The 1063-nt window shown below is 40.0% G+C and carries 1 protein-coding gene; it reads left to right on the top strand.

The features are described from left to right. Positions 1–1063: CHAT domain-containing protein (locus ACE1CC_RS11065; protein WP_413270515.1), on the top strand; the 1063-nt coding region annotated here is incomplete at both ends.

Here is a 1063-nt window from a genome sequence, read left to right as displayed (position 1 = left end):
TTTAGCGATTGCACGAGAGATTGGCGATCGCAAAGGTGAAGGACAATCTCTGGGAAATCTAGGTATTACTTACAATTCCTTGGGAGACTACCGCAAAGCGATTGAATACCAGCAGCAGGTTTTAGCGATTGCACGGTCAATTGGCGATCGCAACGGTGAAGGAACAGCTTTAAATAATTTGGGGTATGCTCTCTACAAATCTGGAAATTTAGTCGAGGCAGAGAAAACTTTATTCCAGGGAATTGAAGTAAGTGAATCTCTCCGTGAGAGATTAGGTGACGACGATGCTAATAAAGTTTCTATTTTTGAGGAACAAGCTCGTACCTACCGCATTTTACAACAAGTCCTAATCGCTCAAAATAAAACCACAACAGCATTAGAAATTTCCGAACGAGGTAGAGGCAGAGCTTTCGTCGAATTACTCACCAGGCGACTATCAACTAACCCTAAAGAAATCATCCCTGCTGCATCTTTAAAACCAACAATTGAGCAAATTAAACAAATTGCCAAAAATCAAAATGCGACTTTAGTGCAATATTCAATTGTTGGTGATGAGTTCAAAATTCAAGGAAAAGAACAACCGAAAGAATCAGAATTGTACATTTGGGTAATCAAACCCACAGGTGAAGTCAACTTTCGTAAAGTCGATCTCAAACCTTTATGGCAACAACAAAACACTTCCCTTGGAGAACTTGTTATTAACACTCGTGACTCTATTGGTGTCAGAAGTCGTGCAACTGCAATCATCGCCCTCAAACCCGGAGTTAACGAAAAACAACGCCTGCAAAAACTCCACTACATACTAATCAAACCAATAGCTGATTTACTCCCAACAGATCCCAATAATCATGTTATCTTCGTTCCCCAAAGAGAGTTATTCTTAGTTCCCTTCGTCGCCTTACAAGACGAAATTGGCAAACACTTAATCGAAAAACATACAATTCTCACCGCACCCTCAATTCAAGTCTTAGAATTAACTCATGCTAAAAAAGCAGAAATGCAGCAAAGCAGAGGTGCAGGAGAAAAGAGTTTCCAAAATTTAATTGTCGGTAATCCAACCATG

The organism is Floridaenema aerugineum BLCC-F46 (assembly GCF_041929345.1).
In the GTDB taxonomy this organism is placed as follows: domain Bacteria; phylum Cyanobacteriota; class Cyanobacteriia; order Cyanobacteriales; family Aerosakkonemataceae; genus Floridanema; species Floridanema aerugineum.
The sequence above is the reverse complement of the archived record's forward strand: the minus strand, read 5'-3'. Positions and strand labels throughout refer to the sequence as shown.